The sequence below is a fragment of the Acinetobacter sp. YH12155 genome, from assembly GCF_013418255.1.
GTDB classification, from domain to species: domain Bacteria; phylum Pseudomonadota; class Gammaproteobacteria; order Pseudomonadales; family Moraxellaceae; genus Acinetobacter; species Acinetobacter indicus.
In genome coordinates, this window is sequence record NZ_VPCK01000004.1 from 155,156 (window position 1) to 175,962 (window position 20,807).

General features: G+C 47.3%; 17 protein-coding genes, 2 tRNA genes and 1 pseudogene. 11 read left to right on the forward strand and 9 right to left on the reverse strand.

Going from position 1 to position 20,807, the window contains the following annotated elements:
- Nucleotides 1–85 precede the first annotated feature (85 nt).
- Together uvrA and tenA are read right to left on the reverse strand one after the other, a co-directional pair.
- Nucleotides 86–2,917 carry an excinuclease ABC subunit UvrA gene (gene uvrA, locus FTU86_RS03970; protein WP_005180735.1) on the reverse strand — a complete coding sequence of 944 codons (2,832 nt, stop codon included), beginning with the start codon at nt 2,915–2,917 and terminating at the stop codon, nt 86–88.
- Between the two features lie 250 nt (nt 2,918–3,167).
- On the reverse strand, nt 3,168–3,845 hold the full coding sequence (gene tenA, locus FTU86_RS03975) for a thiaminase II (RefSeq protein WP_075167304.1): 678 nt from the start codon (nt 3,843–3,845) through the stop codon (nt 3,168–3,170).
- Nucleotides 3,846–4,112: 267 nt separating this feature from the next.
- Here tenA and FTU86_RS03980 point away from each other — a divergent pair, with 267 nt between their 5' ends.
- From FTU86_RS03980 to ssb, 3 genes are all read left to right on the forward strand, one after another.
- Nucleotides 4,113–5,195, forward strand: a complete 1,083-nt coding sequence (locus FTU86_RS03980) for a DUF475 domain-containing protein (RefSeq protein ID WP_005180731.1) — start codon at nt 4,113–4,115, stop codon at nt 5,193–5,195.
- 152 nt (nt 5,196–5,347) lie between these two features.
- Entirely contained in the window at nt 5,348–6,712 is a 1,365-nt protein-coding gene (locus FTU86_RS03985; RefSeq protein ID WP_104483896.1) for an MFS transporter, read from the forward strand.
- Nucleotides 6,713–6,763: 51 nt separating this feature from the next.
- Complete coding sequence (ssb, locus tag FTU86_RS03990) at nt 6,764–7,330, forward strand: single-stranded DNA-binding protein (RefSeq protein ID WP_045795510.1); 567 nt, start codon at nt 6,764–6,766, stop codon at nt 7,328–7,330.
- A gap of 80 nt (nt 7,331–7,410) precedes the next feature.
- On the opposite strand, the gene FTU86_RS03995 is transcribed toward ssb, so the two are convergent.
- Entirely contained in the window at nt 7,411–7,875 is a 465-nt protein-coding gene (locus FTU86_RS03995) for a hotdog fold domain-containing protein (RefSeq protein WP_168406594.1), read from the reverse strand.
- A 153-nt stretch (nt 7,876–8,028) separates the two neighbouring features.
- On the opposite strand from FTU86_RS03995, the gene FTU86_RS04000 reads away from it, so the two are divergent.
- The 5 genes from FTU86_RS04000 to FTU86_RS04020 all read left to right on the forward strand — a co-directional run bounded on the left by FTU86_RS04000 (nt 8,029) and on the right by FTU86_RS04020 (nt 12,997).
- On the forward strand, nt 8,029–8,634 hold the full coding sequence (locus FTU86_RS04000; RefSeq protein WP_168406593.1) for a TetR/AcrR family transcriptional regulator: 606 nt from the start codon (nt 8,029–8,031) through the stop codon (nt 8,632–8,634).
- A 162-nt stretch (nt 8,635–8,796) separates the two neighbouring features.
- Nucleotides 8,797–9,360: an alkyl hydroperoxide reductase subunit C gene (gene ahpC, locus FTU86_RS04005; RefSeq protein WP_016658414.1), complete on the forward strand. Its 564-nt coding sequence runs from the start codon at nt 8,797–8,799 to the stop codon at nt 9,358–9,360.
- Between the two features lie 201 nt (nt 9,361–9,561).
- On the forward strand, nt 9,562–10,437 hold the full coding sequence (locus FTU86_RS04010; protein WP_168369934.1) for a pirin family protein: 876 nt from the start codon (nt 9,562–9,564) through the stop codon (nt 10,435–10,437).
- A 433-nt stretch (nt 10,438–10,870) separates the two neighbouring features.
- Nucleotides 10,871–12,169, forward strand: a complete 1,299-nt coding sequence (locus tag FTU86_RS04015) for an FAD-dependent oxidoreductase (protein ID WP_034598019.1) — start codon at nt 10,871–10,873, stop codon at nt 12,167–12,169.
- 3 nt (nt 12,170–12,172) lie between these two features.
- On the forward strand, nt 12,173–12,997 hold the full coding sequence (locus FTU86_RS04020) for a cyclopropane-fatty-acyl-phospholipid synthase family protein (RefSeq protein WP_005180656.1): 825 nt from the start codon (nt 12,173–12,175) through the stop codon (nt 12,995–12,997).
- A gap of 61 nt (nt 12,998–13,058) precedes the next feature.
- On the opposite strand, the gene FTU86_RS04025 is transcribed toward FTU86_RS04020, so the two are convergent.
- The 3 genes from FTU86_RS04025 to FTU86_RS04035 form a co-directional block, all read right to left on the reverse strand.
- Nucleotides 13,059–13,134 (reverse strand) — tRNA-Thr (locus FTU86_RS04025).
- Nucleotides 13,135–13,357: 223 nt separating this feature from the next.
- Nucleotides 13,358–13,585, reverse strand: coding sequence for a hypothetical protein (locus FTU86_RS04030; protein ID WP_005180651.1), 228 nt, complete (start codon nt 13,583–13,585; stop codon nt 13,358–13,360).
- A gap of 771 nt (nt 13,586–14,356) precedes the next feature.
- A tRNA-Ser gene (locus tag FTU86_RS04035) sits at nt 14,357–14,446 on the reverse strand.
- A gap of 121 nt (nt 14,447–14,567) precedes the next feature.
- Between FTU86_RS04035 and FTU86_RS04040 the strand changes: the two genes are divergently transcribed.
- Nucleotides 14,568–16,448, forward strand: a complete 1,881-nt coding sequence (locus tag FTU86_RS04040) for a potassium transporter Kup (protein WP_104513218.1) — start codon at nt 14,568–14,570, stop codon at nt 16,446–16,448.
- A gap of 88 nt (nt 16,449–16,536) precedes the next feature.
- On the opposite strand, the gene FTU86_RS04045 is transcribed toward FTU86_RS04040, so the two are convergent.
- Nucleotides 16,537–17,184, reverse strand: a complete 648-nt coding sequence (locus tag FTU86_RS04045) for a hypothetical protein (protein WP_180048338.1) — start codon at nt 17,182–17,184, stop codon at nt 16,537–16,539.
- Nucleotides 17,185–17,448: 264 nt separating this feature from the next.
- Between FTU86_RS04045 and FTU86_RS04050 the strand changes: the two genes are divergently transcribed.
- Together FTU86_RS04050 and FTU86_RS04055 are read left to right on the forward strand one after the other, a co-directional pair.
- On the forward strand, nt 17,449–18,531 hold the full coding sequence (locus FTU86_RS04050; protein WP_016658418.1) for a DNA/RNA non-specific endonuclease: 1,083 nt from the start codon (nt 17,449–17,451) through the stop codon (nt 18,529–18,531).
- 70 nt (nt 18,532–18,601) lie between these two features.
- Nucleotides 18,602–18,847 carry a hypothetical protein gene (locus tag FTU86_RS04055; RefSeq protein ID WP_005180612.1) on the forward strand — a complete coding sequence of 82 codons (246 nt, stop codon included), beginning with the start codon at nt 18,602–18,604 and terminating at the stop codon, nt 18,845–18,847.
- Between the two features lie 107 nt (nt 18,848–18,954).
- Here FTU86_RS04055 and aqpZ read toward each other — a convergent pair.
- Together aqpZ and FTU86_RS04065 are read right to left on the reverse strand one after the other, a co-directional pair.
- Nucleotides 18,955–19,642 (reverse strand): annotated as a pseudogene (gene aqpZ / locus FTU86_RS04060) (aquaporin Z).
- Between the two features lie 103 nt (nt 19,643–19,745).
- Nucleotides 19,746–20,762, reverse strand: coding sequence for an AraC family transcriptional regulator (locus FTU86_RS04065; RefSeq protein WP_180048339.1), 1,017 nt, complete (start codon nt 20,760–20,762; stop codon nt 19,746–19,748).
- Nucleotides 20,763–20,807: the final 45 nt, after the last annotated feature.

Genomic DNA, 20,807 nt, shown 5'->3' on the forward strand with positions numbered 1-20,807 from the left:
ATAGAAAAATATTTTAAATATATATCTTGATATTTTTCAGGTGAATCTAATAACAAAGAAAAGGGCTCCTCAGAGCCCTTTCATTTTATTTTAACATCGGTTTCAGGAATTTTCCGGTATGGGAGGCTTTCACTTTCACCACCTCTTCCGGGGTACCTTCGGCAATAATCATCCCGCCGCCGGCACCGCCTTCCGGGCCTAAATCCACAATCCAGTCTGCGGTTTTAATCACATCCAGATTGTGTTCAATCACCACAATGGTATTTCCCTTGTTGCGCAGCTCATGCAGGATGTCCAGTAGTTTGGCAATGTCATGGAAATGCAGACCGGTGGTTGGTTCATCCAGCACGTACAGGGTTTTACCGGTATCCCGTTTTGCCAGTTCGCGTGCCAGTTTGACCCGCTGCGCTTCACCACCAGATAAGGTGGTGGCTGACTGACCCAGACGGATATAACCTAAACCGACTTGATTCAAGGTTTCCAGACGGCGGTGAATCACCGGAATGGCATCAAAGAAATGCATGGCATCTTCGACCGTCATTTCCAGCACATCGGAAATATTTTTGCCTTTGTAATGCACTTCCAGGGTTTCGCGGTTATAGCGTTTGCCATGGCAGGCATCACAGGGGACATACATATCCGGCAGGAAGTGCATGGCGACTTTAATCATGCCATCACCTTCACAGGCCTCGCAGCGTCCGCCTTTGACGTTAAAGGAGAAACGGCCTGCCGCATAACCACGGCCTTTGGCTTCAGGTGTCTGGGCAAACAGTTCACGAATCGGGGTAAACAGACCGGTATAGGTGGCCGGATTGGAACGCGGGGTACGGCCAATCGGACTCTGGTCAATATCTACCACTTTATCCAGGAATTGCAGTCCTTCAATGGTGTCAAACTTTTCCGCACTGAGCGTGGTGGCGCCATTCAGCTGGGTTGCGGCCAATGGCAGCAGGGTACGGTTAATCAGGGTTGATTTGCCCGAACCGGATACCCCGGTAACACAGGTCATCACGCCTAAAGGCAGGGTCAGATCGACATTTTTCAGGTTATGGCCACAGGCACCCATCAGCTTGATCTGTTCATCCGGTTTAGGTGGCTGAGTGCGCTGTTTTGGTACTTCAATCTTGAGCTTGCCCGACAGGTATTGACCGGTCAGAGAGTTGGCATTGGCCGCCAGTTCCTGATAGGTCCCTTCGGCAATCACATTCCCGCCATGTACGCCGGCGCCTGGCCCGATATCAATAATATGGTCTGCGGCGCGAATCGCATCTTCATCATGTTCGACCACCAGTACAGTGTTGCCCAGATCACGCAGGCGAATCAGGGTTTCCAGCAGGCGGTCATTATCACGCTGATGCAGACCAATAGACGGTTCATCCAGCACATACATTACGCCCATTAACCCGGCACCAATCTGCGATGCCAGACGAATACGCTGGGCTTCACCACCCGAGAGGGTTTCGGCAGAGCGCGACAGACTTAAATAGTTCAGACCGACTGAGACCAGAAAGTGCAGACGTTCACGGATTTCCTTAAAAATTTTATCGGCAATTTCGCCTTTGGCGCCTTCCAGATTCAGATTCTGGTAGTAATGCTCGGCATCGCCAATCGACATTTTGGTAATCTGGCTGATGGTTTTGTCTTTGACTCGCACATGGCGCGAAATTTCATTCAGACGTGAACCATCACAGGCATCACAGGCGGCATTGGAGAGATACTGCGCCAGATCATCGCGGACATAATTACTTTCTGTTTCACGATAGCGGCGTTCCAGATGCGGCAAAATCCCTTCAAACGGTTGTACCCGGTTATGGCGACGACCACGTTCATCGACATAGCTCAGGTCAATTTTTTCCCGGCCACTGCCGTAGAGGAATTTTTTCTGGGTGTCTTTGTCCAGTTCATTCCACGGTGTATCCAGCGAAAAATCATAATGATCGGCAACTTTTTGCAGCATGCCATAATAATAAGGACGCTGACGGTCCCAGCCACGAATTGCACCCTGGCTTAAAGAAAGTTCCGGATTGGGAATGAGTTTGTCGGCACTAAAATGGCTGCGTGTGCCCAGGCCATCACAGACCGGACAGGCACCAAACGGGTTGTTAAATGAAAACAGGCGCGGTTCCAGTTCAGCCACGGCACGGTCACATTCTGGGCAGGAGTGTTTGGCCGAGAACACCCGGTCCGGATGTTCGCCTTTCATCCACGATAAAATCGCAATATCCCCGCCTAAACGTAAAGCGGTTTCAAAACTTTCGGCAATACGGTTGCCCAAATCATCCCGGACTTTAAAACGGTCGACCACCACTTCAATACTGTGTTTTTTCTTTTTGTCCAGTTCTGGTGGCGGATCAATCTCCATGATTTCGCCATCTACCCGGGCACGGACAAAACCCTGGCTTTGCAGCTGTTCAAACAGATGGGTATATTCGCCTTTACGTTCACGTACCACCGGTGCCAATAGCAATAGGGCGGTACCTTCTTCCAGACCTTTGACCACATCGACCATTTCAGATACGGTTTGCGCCACCATTGGTAAGTCATGTTCCGGACAGTAGGGCGTACCCACGCGTGCATAGAGCAGACGTAAATAGTCATAAATTTCGGTAATAGTGCCGACGGTAGAACGCGGGTTGTGGCTGGTCGATTTCTGTTCAATGGCAATGGCCGGACTTAAGCCTTCAATCGAGTCGACTTCCGGTTTTTCCATTTGTGACAGGAATTGGCGCGCATAGGCCGAGAGCGATTCGACATAACGGCGCTGACCTTCGGCATATAGGGTATCGAAAGCCAGGGAAGATTTACCTGAACCGGAAAGTCCCGTAATCACCACAAACTTGTCGCGTGGAATATCAAGGTTCACATTCTTCAGGTTATGGGTACGTGCGCCTCGAATACGGATATGACTTTGGCTCATGCAATGATCCTAGAAAATTCATTTAAAACCTCTATATGATAGCGCATGAAAAATGTTCAAGTGCAGGCTTAAGGTATTTCTACGTCAAATTATGTCGGTTGATTGCAAATAAAGGCCAAGATCTGAAAACGTATAAGGATAAAAAATTGTCAGGAGAAAAAGTACGGGGATCAAAGCACGCAAGAATGAAAGAGAGCTGTCGGCCCTTGTGCAAGTCTGCTGATCTTGCACCAGGGCGAGTAATCAAAGATTAGTTGCTGCTGTCCAGTCCCGGCCAGTTACGCTGTGCATAGGCACTGTCCCAGAACAGCCATTCCAGTTCAGCAGCACGGGTATAGGCCTGACGCATTTTCGCCAGTGTGTCTTCATCACAGCGCTCGGCCACGCGGTCAACCGTGGCAATCACATTGCGCACCGCAGTATGGAACTCTTCGCCGGCATAGGTATCGACCCAGGCCTGATACGGGTTGTTGGCGACCGAGTTGCCGACAATATCTTTACCGACTTCGGCATAAATCCAGAAACATGGCAATAACGAGGCCAGCACCACCGGATAACTCTCCGACCAGGCAGTGGCAACCAGATAACTGGTGTAATGATGGCAGGCCAGGGTCAGCGGCGTATTTTCAAACTGTTCCTTGCTAATGCCAAAATCCTGCATAAAGCCGTTATGGAGTGAACGTTCTACCACAATCGCTACCTTGGCGGCTTCGGCAAACTGGATCACATCATCGGCATCAAAGGCTTTGGCAGCACACACCGCCAGCGCGCGGCCATAGGCCAGTAAATAATGCGCATCCTGAATCACATAGTGGCTAAAGGCCTCACGACTTAGGCTGCCTTGCGCCAGTTCCTGGTTAAAGGGTAGGGCCAGGGTGTTTTGATACAGTTCTAAATTCTGTTGCCACAATTGTTCAGAAAAACGCATGTCCGGTTCCTGTAAAGCATCAAGATCAATGCCCAAAGACTAGCATACTTGCGCTGCAAAGATGAGCCGCTTTGATTTGTATCAGAATCAACAAAAAAGCATACGAAGTGTTTTGGCATCGTCATGAAAAAGCGTCATAATAGCGGCCATATCTCTATCGCCGAGGTCCTGCATGTCTTCAGCAGGATGCACGCGGCGCATTCGGTGTAATTCAAGTTTAATATTTACCGAATTTCTTTATCTAATAATGTCATAGGTCGATTTGTCATGATGAAACATTTTGGTTTCTCTATTGCATTTACGATCGTGTGTCTCGGTTTGTCTGCTTATTGGGGCTATACCCACGGCCCGGAAGCAGGCCTGAAAACCATGTTCACAGCACTGACCATTACGGCCATTCTCGCCATTATGGAAGTGTCGTTATCGTTTGATAACGCGGTTGTTAACGCATCAGTCCTGCGCGGTTGGGACCATTTCTGGAAAATGCTGTTCCTGACGGTCGGGATTCTGATTGCCGTATTCGGTATGCGTTTAATTTTCCCGGTGGTGATTGTTGCCGTCACAGCCGATATGGGCATGATGGAAGTAGTGCAGCTGGCACTGAATAATCCGAAAGAATATTCGGCCAAATTAATGGCACATCATCCTGAAATTGCAGCATTTGGTGGTGCCTTCCTGTTAATGGTGTTCCTGAACTTTTTCCTCGATGATGAAAAAGACACCCACTGGTTCCGCTGGATTGAGCGCCGTTTATCCAATCTGGCCAGTGTACCGGCCATGTCGGTCTTTATTGCGCTGGTGGCCTTGCTGATCATGGCGGCCAATGTGGTCGAAGATAAACGTCTGGTGGTGACCATGGCCGGCATCTGGGGCATCGTGATCTATATTGGCGTACAGGTATTGAGTCATTTATTGGGTGGCGAACCTGAAGTCGATGAAAATGGCAATGCGATCCGTCATGATGAAAATGGCGTGCCGACCGGTGTGGTGAAAGCCGGTATTGGTGGCTTCTTGTATCTGGAAGTGCTGGATGCCTCGTTCAGTTTTGACGGTGTGATTGGTGCCTTTGCGATTACTTCGGATGTGGTAATTATCATGCTGGGTCTGGCGATTGGCGCGATTTTCGTGCGTTCGATGACCATTTATCTGGTAGAAAAAGGCACCCTGGATGCTTATATTTACCTGGAACATGGTGCGCATTATGCGATTGGTGCGCTGGCCTTTATCATGATTGCCAGCGGAACCGGTTTACATGTCCCGGAAGTGGTCACCGGCCTGATTGGTGTGGCCTTTATTGTCTGGGCGGTATTTGCCTCAATTCAATATAAAAAACGTCAGGCACTGCACTAAGTTGCAGTCTGATCTGAAGAAGGTGCAAACAATTGCACCTTTTTTTATGACTGGTAGTTCAGATGCAGAATATTGTGCTGAATATCGCAGCATCTGCAGCATGAATGATGTAGGATATTCGCATACAAAATTGTTGCACTTAGCCTATTGATATGATGAATGCCTTAGAACGCCGTTCAACTTTTGCCTTAAGCAGTATTTTTGCCTTACGCATGTTGGGTCTGTTCATGATTATTCCGGTTTTCTCGGTGGCAGGGCAATCCTATCAATATGCAACCCCGACCTTAATTGGTCTGGCGGTTGGGGTGTATGGTTTGACCCAGGCCATCTTACAGATTCCATTTAGCCTGATTGCTGATCGCTATAGCCGTAAACCGCTGGTGGTGCTTGGACTGTTACTGTTTGCTTTAGGCGGTGCCATTGCTGCAATGTCAGAGACCATTTATGGGGTCATCATTGGCCGGGCCATTGCCGGTGGCGGCGCAGTCTCTGCCGTGGTGATGGCTTTACTGGCCGATGTCACCCGTGAAGAACAGCGCACCAAAGCCATGGCCATGATGGGCATGAGTATTGGTTTATCCTTCGTGATTGCCTTTAGTGCCGGGCCGTGGCTGACTGGACTGGTTGGTATTTCCGGGCTGTTCTGGGTGACCACCATTATGGGACTGGCGGCCATTGCCATGTTGCTGCTGGTGCCTAAAGTCACGCGCCATCATCGTAATTTCCAGCAGGGCTATTTGCCGCAGCTCAAACAGGTGCTAAAAATGGGCGATTTAAACCGCCTGCATCTGTCAGTGTTTACCCTGCATTTACTGCTAACGGCGATGTTTATTTATGCACCACCGCAGCTGATTGAATATGCCGGTTTGCCATTGTCCAGTCACGGCTGGGTGTATTTGCCGCTGCTGGTGCTGAGTCTGTTTTTTGCCTTCCCCAGTATTATTCTGGCGGAAAAATATCGCAAAATGCGCGGTATTTTCCTGACCGCGATTGGCGGGATTATTCTTGGCCTGATCGTGATGATTTTTGGTTTTGAATCTAAATATATCCTGCTGATTGGACTGGGCCTGTTTTTTATTGCCTTTAACGTGATGGAAGCGCTGTTACCGTCCTGGTTATCGAAGGCGGCACCGATTCAATCCAAAGCCACTGCAATGGGCGTCAATGCCAGCAGCCAGTTCCTCGGTGCCTTCTTTGGCGGCATGATTGGCGGGCAACTGTTACTGCTGAATAACACGGCGATGGGTTGGAGTATTCTGACCGCAGTTGCTATAATTTGGCTGCTGATGAGTTTTGGTCTGGCCCAGCCGCGTTATCTGTCGTCGATGGTATTTCGCCTGCCTGAGGCCAAACAAACGGATGAGTGGACTTCTCAACTTTTGGCCATTCATGGTATTGAAGAAGTCGTGGTGATGTCTGAACAGCAAGTTGCCTATATAAAAGTCGATAAACAGCAAATTGATGATGCTGCGCGACAACAATTAACGCACTTGTTGGGTAAAGAGGTAGCCATTTAAGCATAACTCTTATAAAGTAAATAATAGAAACAAATAGGAAGAATACAGCTGATGCGTGGTGTAAATAAGGTCATTTTAGTTGGTACTTTAGGTCGAGATCCAGAAACAAAAACTTTCCCGAATGGTGGCTCGCTTACTCAATTTTCTATTGCCACCAGTGATGCGTGGACCGATAAAACCACCGGTGAGCGTAAAGAGCAAACCGAATGGCACCGTATTGTGCTGCATAACCGTTTAGGTGAAATCGCGCAGCAATACTTACGCAAAGGTTCAAAAGTCTATATTGAAGGTTCGCTGCGTACCCGTCAGTGGACCGATCAGAATGGTCAGGAACGCTACACCACAGAAATTCGTGGCGAGCAAATGCAGATGCTGGACTCGGGTCGTCAGCAAGGTGAGCAGGGCGATAACGGTTTTAATCAGCCACGTTTTAACAATAACCAGGGCGGTGGTTATAGCAATAACAACCAGGGTGGCTATGCGCCGCAGGCTCAAGGCGGTTTTAACAACAATAATGCCGGTGGTGGTTATGGCAACCAGGGTGGTTATCAGCAACCGAAACCAGCTCCTGCTGCAACGCCTGCACCTGCAGATTTAGATGATGATTTACCGTTCTAATCTTAGAAAGGCAGATCATCAACAAAACCCGCCTCACAATGGCGGGTTTTTTAATCGCTGCTCTTTTCTTTCTTATTTTTTTACTTCTTTGGTGAGACCCACATCGTAATCACGGCACGAAAAACGACTTCCTGTGCGGTATTTTTGACTTCGATATTGACCAAATAATCACTGCCTTCATTCCAAAGAAAATTTGGCTCAGCGGGTGTAGCGATCGCAATTAAATCTGTGGTGGCTTTTTTGATATATTCGACTTGCATGCCTTTTGGAATCCAGCGATGGGTATGCGGCACAGTGGCATCTGTCATGGTTCCACCCGCAAGTTCTGCCATATTACACATGGCAATTGCATGTACAGTGCTTAAATGGTTCAGCACAGCACGATGTTTCTTTATGCTCACTTGGCAGAAATTCGGCTGAAGGGTTTCAAAAACAGGAGAAATACTGCTGAAGTAGGGTGCTTTTAAACAGAGCAGTTTTGAAAAAATACGTTTTCCAGCAGGTTTATTTTGCAGTTTTTGCCATATGTTTAGGGATTGGCTCATGGTGTCGTCCTGATCATGTCATTCTTATCAAAGTCAGAATGATCTTCTCATACAGAATAATATTCTGTATTGGCTGTGCCGCCAAATGGACTACACAAAAGTGTAAATCTTGCTTTATGATGCCCAACAAGAACAGAAATGATACTGTAAAACATGGATTTGCTACAAAGAATATATGTGGGACGACGTGCTGAATTGAAACGTCAGATTTTGCAATCGGCTTTGGATTGCTTTATTGAATATGGATTAGAAGCCACCACGATTGAGATGATTCGTGAACGTGCCAATGCCAGTGTCGGAGCGATTTATCATCATTTTAAGCATAAAGAAGGCATGATTACTGCGTTGTATTTGGCTGCACTGACAGATCAAGCCAATCAGCGTCTAGAAGCTTTAGCGCAGAGTCAAAGTATTGAGCAGGGCATTCATGCGGTAATTTTGAGTTATCTTACATGGGTGGAACAGTATCCGAATTTTTCCCGTTTTCTCTATGCTTCGCATTTCAGCATACAGCAAAAAGCAGAACTAAAAACTGCCAATCAGCAGCGGAATTTACAGTTGTTGCAATGGCTGGAACAGCAACCTGATCAAGCGAAAATTGCCATCATTCCATCCGAGTTATTGTTATCTTTAGTGATTGGACCAACTGAAAGTTATTGTCGTGCTTGGCTATCCGGTCGCGTCAAAAGTTCACCTCGGCACTATGCAACAGCACTTGCCCAATCAGCATGGGATTCTTTGCAGCACTTCCAAGCTTAGAATTTAAAGTTAAAGCAATGACTAAAAGACATCTTTGGATGGATTTTTAAATCTAAAAAAACGATTATTTTTATAAAAAAGTACTGTTTTACCGATTTATCTCAGTTTTGTATTCTAGCTTCACAAGATAAGCAATCCCCACAACGCACTGAGGAATACAGAATGAGTTTAATCAATACCCAAGTGAAAGCCTTTAACGCTACTGCTTACCAGAATGGTCAATTCATTGAAGTGTCTGAGCAGGACATGATGGGTAAATGGTCGGTGGTGTTTTTCTATCCTGCAGACTTTACCTTTGTCTGTCCAACCGAATTAGGCGATCTGGCTGATCATTATGCTGAATTCCAGAAAATGGGTGTTGAAATTTATGGTGTATCAACCGATACCCACTTCACCCATAAAGCCTGGCACGATACTTCAGACGTGATTGGCAAAATCCAGTATCCACTGATTGGTGATCCGACCTGGACTCTGGCAAAAAACTTTGAAGTGTTAATTGAAGCTGAAGGTCTGGCTGACCGTGGGACCTTCGTAATTGACCCAGAAGGTACCATCCAGATTGTTGAAATTAACGCTGGCGGTATCGGCCGTGATGCCCAGGAACTGCTACGTAAAGTCAAAGCAGCGCAATATGTCCATGCACACCCAGGTGAAGTTTGCCCGGCAAAATGGAAAGAAGGTGAAGCAACGCTTGCACCGTCAATCGACCTGGTCGGTAAAATCTAATCCAGTTGCATTTATCTTCTGATGAAAATCCAGAACTCCGGTTCTGGATTTTTTTTGTCTGTTGAAAGAGAAACCAAGCAGAATCCGGATGCGCCTGGATGATTCTATTATTGCAATGCAGTATGCCAGATTTGCGCTAGCTGGCCGCACCGCAAAGGCTTAACATGAAACGATCAATTCTCCTTGCAGGCGCAGGACAGTATGAAAAAAATAATTGGTTTATATCGAAATAAAAACATGCACTGGGTCGGTGATGGTTTTCCGGTACAGAACCTGTTTGCTTATGACCGTTTAGGTCAGGCCATCAGCCCGTTTTTAATGCTCGACTATGCTGCGCCTTATCCGTTTGAGGCGACGAAAGCGCAGCGTGGTGTGGGTTCACATCCGCATCGTGGCTTTGAAACTGTGACTCTGGCCTATCAGGGCGCCGTCACCCATCAAGATTCGGCCGGTGGCGGGGGCACCATTCAGACGGGTGATGTGCAGTGGATGACAGCCGGTGCCGGCGTGGTGCATGAAGAGTTTCATTCTGCCGATTTTGCCGAAGCCGGTGGACTGTTTGAAATGGTCCAGCTCTGGGTCAATTTGCCAGCCAAAGACAAAATGACCACGCCGCGTTATCAGGCCATTGCCGCTGCCGATATTCCCCGAATTGAACTGGACGATGCCGCCGGGCACCTCCGGGTGATTGCCGGGAACTATTTAGGTCACACCGGGCCGGCACAGACCTTTAGCCCGGTCAATGTCTGGGATGGCAGCTTGCACAAAGATGCACAAACCTTTGTGCATGTCCCGGTGACTCACAATGTCCTGCTGGTGGTGCTAAAAGGCGAGCTGCTGGTGAATGGCAATCAACAGGTGCAGGACAGTTCTATCGTGATGTTTGCCCGCGATGCCGAGCCGACCATTCAGTTGCAGGCGCAGCAGGAAACACAGTTTTTAATTCTGACCGGTGAGCCATTAAATGAGCCAATTCAAGGCCATGGTCCTTTTGTGATGAACAGCAAACAGGAAATTATTCAGGCCTTTGAGGACTTTCATTCTGGTAAGTTTGGCCAAATTCCGCTGCAAAGCTAAGCATTCAGCGATCCTGCTGCGAAAAGAAAAAAGCCTCTGATAAAAATCAGAGGCTTTCTTGTTATTGCGCTGTTAAGTTTCTTGTTTTATCTCATTTGTATCATTATCTGTAATGATTTTATGTGATGTGGTTGTCATTCTTGTGTGGAGCGTATACTAGCGGAAAGCACGCACTTTGTAAAACAACTATTCTAAAACTGGTTAATTTATACCTATTGTTTTTAAATGATTTTTAAAAATTAATAAATAAAATTTCAGGTATTTCTTATATTTACACGGGGCTTGAAAATACGTTAAAAAATGTAACAGAAGTGGCATTTTAGAACTTTATTACACTTTGTAAAAAGGGTGAATCTGGTAGTTTTTAATAGCTCATTTTGGCAAGGCATGGTTCATAATTTCGGTCAATGTTTTCATTAACGGATAAGACGTTTTGGATATTGCAGTCATCGGTAGTGGCATGGCTGGGCTAGCTACCGCAAGAATTCTTAAAGATGCAGGGCATAACATTACAATTTTTGAAGCTCTGCCTGGACGTGGAATGGACAGCCACAGTACTGAGTTTGAAGGCGGTTTAATTGACGCACCGCTGCGGGTCATGAATCCGCATTTGTGGAAAAACACACTCAGTTTAGCCACCTATCTGGGTATTCCGACCTTCCCGGTACGGACCTATATGGCCTGTAGCTGGTTATTTGAAGACCGGACCGAAACCTGGTTAACCACCTCGCGTACGCGTATCGGGAATTTCCCGATTATCAATAACCGTAAAGGCTTGCAGCAATACGGCTGGCGTCTGGTTAAAGGCATGTTGCAGTTAAAAACGGCAATTGCCAAATTCTTCCGGTCGAAGAATCAGGACATTACCCTGGCTGAGTTCATCAACCAGAATGAAATTGAAGAAGTGTTCTGGCATGGCGCGGTAATGCCGGTGTTGTACACCATCTGTACCTGTAACCCGAAAACCATTGGCGAATGGCCAGCGAAGCCGCTGTTGACCTTCTTGCGTCAATTGACCGATGGTGATGCGCTGTTGCGTATTCAGGGTGGCACTCCGGCGCTGGTGAATAAGCTGATTGAAGGTATTCATATCAAGAGTGGTTCACCCATCACCCATATTAGCCAGCAAGATGATCAGGTCTATGTCAAAAATGCCGAAGGCGAAACTGCGGTATTTGACCGTGTGGTGGTGGCCACCCCAACTACCAATATCGAGAACTTCCTCGATCGTGAACAGTTTGCCGAAGATATTGCCTTGTTAAAGCAGTTCAAGTTTGAACAGGGCGAACTGGTGATTCATACCGATAGCACAGTGATGCCGCCAAAACGCAAAGACTGGTCGGTACTGAGCTATATGATGGACCGCAAGTTTACCCGTCAGCAATTTACTGTCTGGCTAAACTCGATTGAGCCATCGCTGGTCGGTAAAACGCCGGTGTTCCAGACCTGGCGTCCGGTCACGCCTATTGATCCGAAGAAAGTCATTTCTTCTGTCACCCTGACCCGTGCGGTGGTGGATTCAAAAACTGTGGCACTGAACAAAGAATTGCAACAGCGTCATAAAGTCGCTGATCGCAAGGTGTTCTTCTGTGGTTCATGGTCATGTGACGGCTTGCCAATTTTAGAATCAGCCGTGACTTCGGCCATGCATATTGCAGAAATTTTTGGTGCACCGTTGCCGTTTGTGGGCTTAAAACCTAAAGTAGAGGTTGCTCCCCAACTCGGCTACTAATTTATGCGCTGGCTTCAGGCAATTTTTCGACAGGCTCCTTCCCATAAATATGCAATCAATGCAGCGCTTTTGGGAGATCCTGCCGAGTTGCCCTGGAGCAATCTGGGCTACTGGCACTCATCTGCACAGGACTATCCGGCGGCGTGCCAGCAGCTGGCCGATCATTTGGCCGAAGCCGTTCAGTTGCAATCCACAGATCGGCTGCTCGATTTAGGCTGTGGACAGGGCGCCAGCCTGTTGCACTGGCAACAGCATTATCAACTCTCAAATATTACCGCCGTTGAACTGCAAACGACCTGTGTCGAGCAGATTCAAGCGCGCTGGCCAGAGCTGCCCATCTATGCGCAGTCTTTTTTAAATTTAAAAAATCTCATACCTCTGGCGCCATTTGATGTGGTGCTGTGTATTGATGCGGCCTATCATCATGCTTTGAATTCATTTCTGGATGCCGTGCAACCGGTTTTAAATTCAAAAGGCCGTCTGGGTTTTCACACCCTGATATTGTCACCGCAGTTTTTAAAATCAAATACATTACAACAGCATTCTTATCGCGCTTTATTAAAGGCGGCGGATGTGTCGTTGCCGGAACTGAAAACCGCAGTACAACTGGAGCAGTGTTTGCAGGAACGCGGTTTTACCCAGATTCAGATTGAAGATTTATCTGCACCAGTGTTAAACAGATTTGCCGAATATATCCAGCAGCTGCACTGGCCGCAGCACAGTCCAGGTCTGGACCGGATCAAGATTGCCATGACCGCAAAGCTGTGCCGACGTTTATATAAAGATGGCTTGGTGAGATATGTGCAAGTGACCGCACACACGCAATAAAGCAGAAAAAATAGCGCCATAAAAACAACAAAGGCCCACTAAAATAGCGAGCCTAAGAAAATGGTGCCGGCACACGGATTCGAACTGTGGACCTACTGATTACAAGTCAGTTGCTCTACCAACTGAGCTATGCCGGCATTGTGGAGTTGCATTTTACAGATTTTTAATTCGGGCGCAAGCGAAAAAATAAGCAATTAAAAGTAGGCGACAGGCGCTGTTTTATTTTTATCCAGCTCTTGTTTTCGCGCTTAAACATCGTGGAAGAGGCAAGTTTCTGCTCAAGACAACAATAGCTCACGTTCAGGGCGAGCTATTGTTTTGAATTTAAAATAAAGGGGGGTTAAGTGCCGCAGAGGCGTGCTACTTGCTCCTTAAAATACGGTCTAAATCTTGTGCACATTCTTCAAGGGTAAAAGCCATATCGAGTTGCATTTGTGGTTTGAGTTCGTTGGCGAGAGATCTCCACTGCTCAATAAGTTTAAGGGCTTTTTGAATTTTATGTCGATTGAGGTCTTTGGCGATGGTGGGGGTATAACCACCACGTTTGGCATTTTTAATTTGTTTGACATAATTTGCGCTGTTATTCATGCTCGCTCCCGAATAGCAGTTTTTTGACTGATTGGCTTTAAACATCTTTTTTGGCACGATTAAATGAAGAATATTTTTTAAGTTAATAGTTTTAAACAGTTGTTTATTTTGCCTATTGTTCTCCTTGTTCTGTTTAGGTCTGTGTTTAACATAGCACAATGCTTGCTGCTGTAAAGCTTGCGAATTCTATGCCACTTTTTACTGTTGTAGCATGAGATGATGACTTTTTGTTGACATCTGTGGTTTAAAAACAGGTTGGAACTGTGGCAGGCTGTAACTTTCACATATATGCGGCAGGATGGCATAACCCGAAGATCATGCTTAACAACCCAAGAGATGAACGGGGAGTCAGAAAAATTGATGCTATTTTCAGCAAAGCCTGAGATGGTGCTGGAAAAATAAGCGCTTCAAGTCAATGAATTTATCAATATAGTTTTGAATTTGATAGAAAAAGTCTATCTCAGGTTTCCTGTTTTATCTGTGTTAAAAACTTGACCATCCATTTAAATTTTAGGGAAGCAGATGCGATAGATGCTCTGCTTTTTCAACTATAAATTTAAATTCAAAAGCTGATGAATTTAAAACTTAGCGGATGTATTCAGGCTCAAGTTTTTAAATTCAAAAAAATAAAAGTACTGTTGTTATTTTAAAATCTAATCCAGAAACAAGCAGATAATTTCACTGTCTGGAACTGAATAATTTTGAAAAAGCAGAAAAGTCGAAGCATAAAAAAAGACCCAAATTTTACAATTTGAGTCTTTTTAAACATTCTGGCGGTGAGAGAGGGATTCGAACCCTCGATACGCGTCAACGTATACACACTTTCCAGGCGTGCTCCTTCAGCCACTCGGACACCTCACCATAGGCCGTGGATAATACCCAAAAAAAGTCACTCTGCCAAGCTGAAACAATTGATTTGCGGAAAAACTTTTGGGCTGGTGCTATTATGCGCAAAAATACGGTCTATCCATGAAGACATTCTATGCAAAGTACTGCAAAAAAAGCCGCCCTGCCTGTGATTACCCTCGCGGCACTGGGCGTAGTTTTTGGTGACATTGGAACGAGTCCACTCTATGCCTTGCGTCAATGTTTCCTGACCGCACATCTGGCCATTTCTGAAGGCAGTGTTCTGGGGATTTTATCGCTGATCTTCTGGTGCATGATGCTGACCATCAGCTTTAAATACGTCACCATCATCATGCGCGCAGACAACAACGGTGAAGGCGGAATCATGTCGCTGCTGGCCTTAAACCTGCGTACCACCCGTATTTCTGAACAGAAGAAAATCTACCTGATTGCACTGGGCTTTATTGGCGCATCATTGTTCTTTGGTGATGGGATTATTACCCCGGCTATTTCGGTGCTATCCGCGATTGAGGGTCTGAGTATTGCCACCCCGATGTTTAACCAGTGGCTGATTCCCTTATCTATCGGGATTCTGGCTGGACTGTTTCTGGTGCAGCGTCATGGTACCGGCATCATGGGCACCTTCTTTGGGCCGTTGACCCTGCTCTGGTTCCTGTCGATTGGTGGGGTGGGGCTGTGGAGTATTATCCAGACGCCGTATGTGCTGGCGATGATCAGCCCGCACTGGGCCATTAACTTTGTGCTGGAACAGCCTTATGTGGCCTTTTTAACCATGGGCGCAGTCATTTTGACCATGACCGGTGGTGAAGCGATTTATGCCGATATGGGGCATTTTGGCCGCTTGCCGATCCGGATGGCCTGGTTTGTGATTGTGCTGCCATGTCTGTTATTGAATTACGCCGGACAGGGCGCCTTGTTGCTGCGTGATCCGGACGCGATTACCAATCCTTTCTATCTGCTGGTGCCGGACTGGGGTCTGTATCCGATGATTGCGCTGGCCACGGCTGCGGCGGTGATTGCCTCACAGGCGGTGATTACTGGCGTATTTTCGATGGTCAATCAGGCTATTCAGCTGCGTTATTTGCCACGTTTATCGGTCAAACATACCTCAGAAGTGGAACAGGGCCAGATTTATTTGCCGTTCATTAACTGGGTACTGTTTGTATCGGTGGTGATTCTGATTCTGCTGTTTGAAAACAGTGCCAATCTGGCCAGTGCCTATGGCGTAGCGGTGACCATGACCATGCTCTGCGGCACCATTTTAATTTCCATTCTGGCCTATGGTTTCTGGCGCTGGCCGGTGTGGAAAGTGCTGCTGTTTGCACTGCCTTTTTTAATTCTGGATCTGATTTTTGTCGGTTCAACCTCACTGAAAATTGTCGCCGGTGGCTGGGTACCAATTTTAATTGGTGCCATTGTATTTACCCTCCTGATGACCTGGAAAGATGGCCGTGCCTTGCTGATTCATCATCTGGAAAAAGATGCCTTGCCGATTGAGCTGTTTATTAAAAGTATCAGCATGGGCAATGACACCAAATTTGTGCCGGGCGAAGCGGTATTCTTGACTGGTACGCCGAATATCGTGCCACATGCGATGCTGCATAACATCAAGCACAATAAGGTGTTGCATGAGCGCAATATTATGGTGACGGTGGTGACGCGCGATATTCCGTATGTGCCGCAAGAAGAGCGGGTGCAGATTGAACGGCTAGATGAACGTTTTTACCGGATTTTTATCTATTACGGTTTTAAAGATCAGCCGAATATTCCGCGCGCGTTAAAGCAGGCCTATGATGAATTGGGCTTTGAATTCGACATGATGCAAATGAGCTTCTTTATTTCACGTGAACGCATTATCAGCACAGTCGGCGAAGGCATGGCACCGTGGCGGGAAAAGCTGTTTATTTCGATGCAGCGCAATACCAGTCCGGTCAGTGACTTCTACCAGATTCCGACCAACCGGGTTGTGGAGCTGGGCAGTCAAATCCAGATCTGATGCAACGGCGTGGTCTCAACGCAACTGCAATAAAAAAACCAGAGCATAGCTCTGGTTTTTTTGGAGGATAAAAGCCTAAAACAGGTCTTTAATTGGCTTCATTCAGGCTTGGGGCTTCAGGTAAGGCTTGAACAGGCGCTTGCATTTGCTCGGCGCCAGCTTCAGGTGCGGCCTGAATAGCAGGGTCTGCCATTGGTGCTGCTTCTGGTGCAGCGGCTAAGGCTTCCTGGGTAACATCGGTTTCGGCTTCTATACCATTCACCGGCGCTTCAGCTGAGGAGTCCATCATGGGCGCTGCATTCTGGGCGGCTTCCGCTGCAGGTGCAGTCAACTCTGCTGCGGGTGGTTCAGTAATAGGCTGTGCGCCCTGGGCCAACGGATCAGTTGACTGGCCAGCCGGTACCGGTTGTGAGGTCAGCGCTGATGCATCGGGTGCAACCGCTTGTGCCGGAGCATCATGGCCTGGTACCTGGGCGGGTGCATCTGCCGGAATCACATCCAGCTGCGGATTGGTCGGCATCGGCTGAACCACTTGCGGATTGGCTTCAGAGACAATGCGCACCTGACCGCTGGCCACGATATCCTGCAATGAACCCGGCTGACCATTAACCGTGGTCACCACTTTGGCTTTCGATAAGCTTTCCAGGGTATCACCCGGTTGAATGGGAGGTTCGGCAAAGGCAGTTGCACTCATTAAACCGGTAATCAGGCCGGCACCCAGTAATTTGGAATACATAGATTCCTCCATCAAATTTTTATCACACGATTTTTTCGTGAACTACCTTGGCATATAACACTGGCCTGACGCAACGCAGCACACTGAAAGCCATCCAGACTTATCATAAACTGTGTTAAAACTCTGACAGACTGTTACACAGTCACCGCCTGTACAGCGGTTTATTGTCTAATTGTTAAGCGAACAACAGCCAGAACATATACAAGCTGCAGACCCCTTGTTAAGCTCGGCCAATATGTGATTCTTATAGTTTTTAGCAGTGTAATGGCCAGAAAAAAGCGCAGTACAAATCCGCCTCTCTTTCCCTTTTTTCATCAAGGAAGTTTAAAAGTTGTTTTAGGTGTGGTGGCCGCTGGCAGTTTCGCGATTGCCTTTGGACAGGAAAAAATCAGCCAGTGGATGTCCTTGACACCAAGCACTTCGAATAGTGCCTGTCTGGAACAATTTTACCGTGATGTGCCGCCGTATTTAATTAAAGACAGCCTGCGCAAAGACAGTTATCCGCTGTGCTTTAATGGTTTTAACGTGATGTATTCCGGCGTGTCCAAAACCCCGCTGTGGGTGGCTGAAAGTCTGACCCCGGCGCGTTTAAGCCAGAAAATTCCCCGTGAAGACAGTTTCCATGAAGAAGAGCGGGTGAAAGAGCAGCACCGCGCGACCTTGGCGGATTATCGTGGTTCAGGTTATGACCGCGGACATATGGCCCCAAATGCGGATATGTCCAATAAAGCGGCGCAATACGACAGTTTCTCGCTGGCCAATATGGTGCCGCAAGCGCCGAAGAATAATCAGCAGGTCTGGCGTGAACTGGAAGAAGCCACCCGTGCGCTGGTGACCAAGCATAAACAGGATGTGTATGTCATTACCGGGCCGACTTTTAGTGGCAAAAAACTGAAAGCGATTGGTAATGGGGTGATTGTTCCAACCTCGGTGTATAAAGCCATTTACTTACCTAAAACCGGCGCAATTGGCGCCTACTATGCACCGAATGACAATTCCCTGCAGGTCAAGGTGGTCAGCGTCTGTTATTTAGAAGAACAGTTGGGCATTAACCTGTTTCCGCAGCTGACCGAAGAGCAAAAACGCAATACCTATAAATTGCCGCTGACCGCCAACGCAGTAAAAGCCAATAAACCACTGGAATATTCGCATTGGGATGCAGAAAGTCAGTGTGCTGAAGATGTTGCCCCGGAGCAGCTACAGGCCTTACAGCGTCAGTTTAAATCTGGCGGTAGCACGGCCACTGCCAGTGGTACAACCTTGGATGCCGAAACCCAGGATGCCATCATTAAGCAGTTGATTGAGGCCTTGTTGCACTATATCTTACAGTTAATGAATAAAAGCTGATCAGCACATATAAACGGCAGGATGAGCAATTGATCCTGCCACAACAACCAGCATTACGGCCGAGGTGGGTATGTTTAAACCGTTTCAACATGGGACAGAATCTCATGCCATTCATGATCTGACTGTCGAGAATGATCTGGACTGCGTGAATGTCTATGGCAATTTACAGCTCACCAAGGACCAGGCGGGTCTGGCTGCGGCTAAAGCCTTGCAGGCACTGCTGAATGAGGTGGTTGCGGCTCTGGAAAAAGAGCCAAATCTGCCTGAAAAAGTCCAGCGTACCGAAGTACGGGAAATCGAAAATCCTTTTCTTTGACATTCTTCCTGTCTTAGAGGACAGGGTTTTTACGCTCTAACTAATAAACTGTTCATTTAAAATATAAAAAAGCCCACCGAAGTGAGCTTGTAGGACGTGCAGCAAGATTAGTCCTTCTTGCCAACCACTTTATAAATCACCGCGCCAATTACCGCACCAATCATTGGTGCAACCCAGAATAACCAGAGCTGGCTTAAGGCTGCAGTTTCTGCAAAGAACGCTACACCGGTACTACGGGCCGGGTTGACTGAGGTGTTGGTGACCGGAATACTGATTAAGTGAATCAGGGTTAAGGCCAGACCAATTGCAATTGGCGCAAAACCGGCCGGCGCACGCTGATCGGTAGCGCCTAAAATAATAATCAGGAAAAAGGCGGTTAAGACAATTTCAATGATCAGTGCTGAAACGAGTGAATATTGCCCCGGGGATAATTCACCAAAACCATTGCTGGCAAAACCACCGGTGCCGCTAAAACCGGCCTGACCCTGGACAATCAGGTATAAAATCCAGGCCGCGACGACAGCACCCAATACCTGGGCAACGATATACGGGAGCAGTTCTTTGGCTTCAAAACGGCCGCCGACCCATAAGCCCAGACTCACCGCCGGGTTAAAGTGACCGCCTGAAATATGCCCCAGGGCATAGGCCGCGGTTAAAACGGTTAAACCAAAGGCAATCGATACGCCAACAAAGCCAATGCCCAGTTCAGGGGAAGGCTGCAGCCAGCACGGCACTACCACAGCCGCCGAATACCAGCCAGAAGGTCCCCAGAAATTCTGAACAATATTTATTCATTTTCATGTCTCCAGAATTTTATTTATGTGATGAAAATTATAAAGTGTGAAATATATCACACTATTTTTGTAAAATACTCTTTTTTTATACGCTTCAAATTAAACTAAAAAGATGAAAGATTGATTAAGTTGTTCTGACGCCATTGCTGTGGCGTGTGCTGGGTCCATTGTTTAAAGGCACGCTGAAAGGCACTCTGTTCCGAATAGCCGAGCAGCAGGGCAATTTCCTGTAGGCTTAAATGTGGATCTTTTAAATATTGTTCGGCCAGTAAGCAGCGCACTTCCTGAATCCGTTGCTGATAGGTGGTGCCTTGCTGCTGTAAATGCCGTTGTAGCTGCCGTACTGACAAATTCAGCTGTTGGGCAATATGCTCAATCTGGTACATATTGCGTTGTAAACCGGTCAGAATCGCTTGCTGTAAACGGTGATCAATCTGGGTGGAGTTTGGCAGTTTTTCCAGCAGTGCCTTGGCCTGTTGAAGCAATAAATGCTGTAAGGTCTGATCTCCCTGATAAAAGGGTTTCGACAGTTCCTGCAATGGCATCAGCACCTGGGTTTTTTCCTGGGAAAAACGTACCTTGCAATGAAAATACTGCTCATACAGCGCCACATGCCGTGGCGCCGGATTCTGGAAATGTACTTCATGCAGGCAAATATCCTGAAACTCCATAAAATGTTTCAGGAACTCCACCATCAGCGCAATGGCAATTTCATTGGTCAGTTGCGTGGTCATGGTTGGCGGCAGGTCAGCCCAGCGAATGGAGAGATAATTACCTTGCACTTCCACCTGTAACGGACTGCCGTCGTAGACCAGCCGGTGAAAGTCATGATAGCGTTGCAACGCTTCGCCCAGATTGTCACAGGACAGGGCAACATAGGCAATAATGCCCAGATGTTTGGGCTGCACCAGCGCGGCAATTTCTAGTCCCAACGCCGGACGCTGTAGCTGCTGTTCCAGTTCGGTCAGCAAGTCGCGCCAGAGAATATAATCAAAACGTTCCTGATGTTGAACCTGCTGTAATTTTTCTGGAACCGGCAGCTGTTGTGCTTGATAAAAGTCGTACAGCAACTGGGCCAAGCCGCCATAAATCGAGCCGGTATAATCCTTTATCCGTTGCATAGCTTGTCATTTTATTCTTGTCGTGATTTGTCAATCATATTCAAT